We start from the raw sequence: 3,489 nt of genomic DNA on the forward strand, positions 1-3,489 counted from the left end.
GCGGGGTGGCGGTCGCAGCCGATGTCCGCCTCCGGGCGGGCACGTACGATGGGCGGGTGACTCAGGATGAAGCGACTCCCCGGACCGGTAAGCGCGTGCTCCTGGCCAAGCCCCGCGGCTACTGCGCGGGAGTCGACCGCGCGGTGCAGACCGTGCAGGAGGCGCTGAAGCTCTACGGCGCCCCGATCTACGTCCGCAAGCAGATCGTGCACAACAAGCACGTGGTGCGGACGCTCGAGGCGCAGGGCGCGATCTTCGTGGAGGAGAACGAGGAGGTGCCGGAGGGCGCCACCGTCGTCTTCTCCGCGCACGGCGTCGCGCCCGAGGTGTACGAGCAGGCGAAGTCGCGCTCGCTGAAGGCGATCGACGCGACCTGCCCACTGGTCACCAAGGTGCACCACGAGGCGAAGCGGTTCGCCGCCGAGGACTACGACATCCTGCTGATCGGGCACGAGGGGCACGAGGAGGTCATCGGCACCTCCGGCGAGGCCCCCGAACACATCCAGCTCGTCGACGGCCCGGACGCCGCCGACCGGATCACCGTTCGCGACCCGAACAAGGTCGTCTGGCTCTCCCAGACCACCCTCTCCGTGGACGAGACGCTGGAGACTGTCGCCCGGCTCAAGAAGCGGCTGCCGCTGCTCCAGTCGCCGCCCAGTGACGACATCTGCTACGCCACGTCGAACCGGCAGCACGTGGTCAAGCAGATCGCGCCCGACTGCGACGTGGTGATCGTGGTGGGCTCGCGGAACTCGTCCAACTCGGTCCGGCTCGTCGAGGTCGCGCTGGACGCCGGCGCCCGCGCCGGACACCTGATCGACTTCGCGCACGAGATCGACGACGCCTGGCTCGCCGATGCCCGTACGGTCGGCGTGACCTCCGGCGCGAGCGTTCCGGAGGAGCTGGTGCAGGAGGTGCTCGCGCACCTCGCCGCGCGGGGCTTCGGCGACGTCGAGGAGATCACCACGGCCAACGAGCGGCTCACCTTCTCGTTGCCGCAGGAGCTCAAGCGGGACATGCGGGCCGCCGCCGCGGCGCGCGGCTGATCCGGGAACGCCCGGCCGTCCTGACACGTCCGATACCGGTATGAGGACCCTTCGGCTCGCCGCCGTCGCCCTGGTCGCCGTCGCCGCGCTGAGCGCCTGCGGTGGCCAGGACGGCACCGGCACTCCGACCACCACGCCCACCTCGACGGGAGCATCCGCGGTGACCGACCAGCCCCCGACCCCGTCGACCGCACCGACCGGCCCGACGTCGCCGAGCACCCCGCCGCGCGGGACGACCAAGCCGGGCGGGCCGACGCTGCCGCCGCCGGTCGGCGCCACCGAGCTGACCGGCACGGTCGTGGCCGGCGTCGAGCCGAACTGCCTGCTGCTCGACGGCTACCTGCTGATCGGTGGCCCGCGCGACGTCCTCGCCGTGGGCGCCGAGGTGACCGTCACCGGGCGGGTTCAGCCCGGCATGATGACCACCTGCCAGCAGGGCACCCCGTTCGTCGTCGAGGCCGCGCGGCGCTCCTGAGGCACCCGCCCGGACGGCCTCCGCCCAGGGGTCAGCGGGTCGGAAGGTCGTCGTCGGCCGCGTCGAGCAACTCCGGCGCCTGCGGCTGCCGGGGCGCCAGCTCGACCTGTGCCGGGGCTTCCAGCTCCCGGTCCGAGACGCCCAGCTCGGCGAGCTTGCGCGCGCTGACCAGTACCCGCGCCTCCAACGACCCGACCGCCCGGTTGTACGCGGTCACCGCGCTGCCCAGCGCCGAGCCGAGCTTGCCGACGTGGTCGCCGAGCGTGGCCAGCCGGCCGTGCAGCTCCCGGGCCAACGAGTGCACCGCCGCCGCGTTGCGGGCCAGCGCCTCCTGCCGCCAGGAGTAGGCGACGGTCCGCAGCAACGCGACCAGGGTGGCCGGGGTGGCCAGCACCACGTTCCGGGCGAAGGCGTGCTCCAGCAGCGTCGGGTCACGCTGGAGGGCCACGTCGAGGAAGGGGTCGGCCGGGACGAAGAGCACCACGAACTCCGGGGTGCTGTCGAACGCGGCCCAGTAGGTCTTGGCGGCCAGGGCGTCGACGTGTGCCCGCAGGTGCCGGGCGTGCGCGTCGAGGTGGGTGTCCCGGCCGCGCTCGTCACGTGCCTCCATCGCGGTGAGGTACGCGTCGAACGGGGCCTTGGCGTCGACCACCACCGAGCGGCCGCCGTGCAGCCGTACGACCAGGTCGGGGCGGACCCCCTGCTGATCGGTGGCGGCCGTGACCTGCTCGGCGAAGTCGCAGTGCTCCAGCATGCCGGCCGCCTCGACGATCCGGCGCAGCTGGTGTTCGCCCCATCGACCGCGGACCTGCGGGGCGCGCAGCGCCGCCACGAGCTGCTTCGTCTCGGTGCGCAGCTCCCCCGAGACCACGCTCATCGAGCGCACCTGCTCGCGCAGCTCGGCGTAGGCGTCGACCCGCTGACGTTCCAGGTCGCCGACGCGCTGCTCGTAGCGGCGCAGGGTCTCGTGCAGCGGTGCGACGGCCCGGGACACCGCCTCCTGGGACTGGGCGGTCGCCTCGTAGCTCAGCGCCCGGAGGGACTGCTCCAGCCGCCCCTCGCCCTCCCGCGTGGCGCGCAGGGTGGCGTCCAACCGGGCGATCTCGGCCGAGGCGCGGGACCGGGCGGCGAGCCACCCGAGCGCGCCACCAGCGCCGAGACAGACCACCACCACGGCGAGCGTCGGGAAGTCCATCACCGAAGCTTGCCAAACGCGTACGACGTTGCCGGCTTGGGTACCGTCGTGGCCATGAAAATTCTGCTCGTGGTCGTCATCGTGGCGCTGGTCGTGGGCGCGTTGATCTGGTTGCGGCGCGAAGCCGCGGCGCGGGCGGCCCGCGAGCTGGCCGACGTGCGGGCCGACGCGCACCGCTGGTACGAGCGCCTCGGCGGCCAGGTGATGAACCTGCACGGGGACGAGCCGGCGGTGCGGCAGGCGCTGGTGGACGCCTCCGAGCGGTACAACGCCGCCGGGAGCCAGCTGGAGCAGGCCGGCACGGTGCACCAGTACCGGCTGGCCCGGGAGACGGCGCTGGAGGGGCTCGCCTACGCCCGTGCGGCCCGGATCGCGCTCGGCATCGATCCCGGCCCCGAGCTGCCGCCGCTGACCGCTGCCGCGGGCGCCGGGGAGCTGACCCGGGAACGGCAGGTCGAGGTGCAGGGGCAGACGTTCAAGGCGGGCCCCCAGCCGGGGCGGGAGACCCCGTACTACTACCCGGGCGGCCGGTTCCAGGGGCGGCCGGTGCCGGCCGGCTGGTACTCGACGCCGTGGTGGAAGACCGCGCTCGGGGCCGGGGCGGGTGTGCTCGGCGGCGTGCTCATCGCCGACGCCCTCTTCTCGCCCGCCTTCGCCGACCCGGGCTACGGCTACGAGGCCGGCTACCAGGAGGGCTTCGCCGACGGCAACGACTTCGGTGACCAGGGCGGCGCGGACCAGGGCGGCGACTTCGGCGGGGGTGACTTCGGCGG

Annotated in this window: 4 protein-coding genes; 3 read left to right on the forward strand and 1 reads right to left on the reverse strand. The window is 73.7% G+C overall.

Annotation, left to right across the window (positions count from 1 at the left end):
• Positions 1-56: 56 nt before the first annotated feature.
• Positions 57-1,046: a 4-hydroxy-3-methylbut-2-enyl diphosphate reductase gene (locus E1211_RS31345; protein ID WP_132353737.1), complete on the forward strand. Its 990-nt coding sequence runs from the start codon at positions 57-59 to the stop codon at positions 1,044-1,046.
• 40 nt (positions 1,047-1,086) lie between these two features.
• Positions 1,087-1,521 carry a hypothetical protein gene (locus E1211_RS31350; RefSeq protein ID WP_132353739.1) on the forward strand — a complete coding sequence of 145 codons (435 nt, stop codon included), beginning with the start codon at positions 1,087-1,089 and terminating at the stop codon, positions 1,519-1,521.
• A 31-nt stretch (positions 1,522-1,552) separates the two neighbouring features.
• Here the strand turns inward: E1211_RS31350 and E1211_RS31355 are convergent, their stop codons facing one another.
• Complete coding sequence (locus tag E1211_RS31355) at positions 1,553-2,716, reverse strand: DNA recombination protein RmuC (protein WP_132353742.1); 1,164 nt, start codon at positions 2,714-2,716, stop codon at positions 1,553-1,555.
• A 54-nt stretch (positions 2,717-2,770) separates the two neighbouring features.
• Between E1211_RS31355 and E1211_RS31360 the strand changes: the two genes are divergently transcribed.
• Positions 2,771-3,489, forward strand: a 719-nt coding sequence (locus E1211_RS31360; protein WP_132353744.1) for a hypothetical protein, incomplete at its 3' end; no start/stop codon positions are given.

Origin of the sequence: Micromonospora sp. 15K316 (assembly GCF_004348525.1) — a bacterium.
GTDB lineage: Bacteria > Actinomycetota > Actinomycetes > Mycobacteriales > Micromonosporaceae > Micromonospora.

Coding starts and splice junctions, on each gene's coding strand:
- E1211_RS31350 (WP_132353739.1), top strand. CDS start 1,087: ATGAGGACCCTTCGGCTCGCCGCCGTCGCCCTGGTCGCCGTCGCCGCG.
- E1211_RS31355 (WP_132353742.1), bottom strand. CDS start 2,716: ATGGACTTCCCGACGCTCGCCGTGGTGGTGGTCTGTCTCGGCGCTGGT.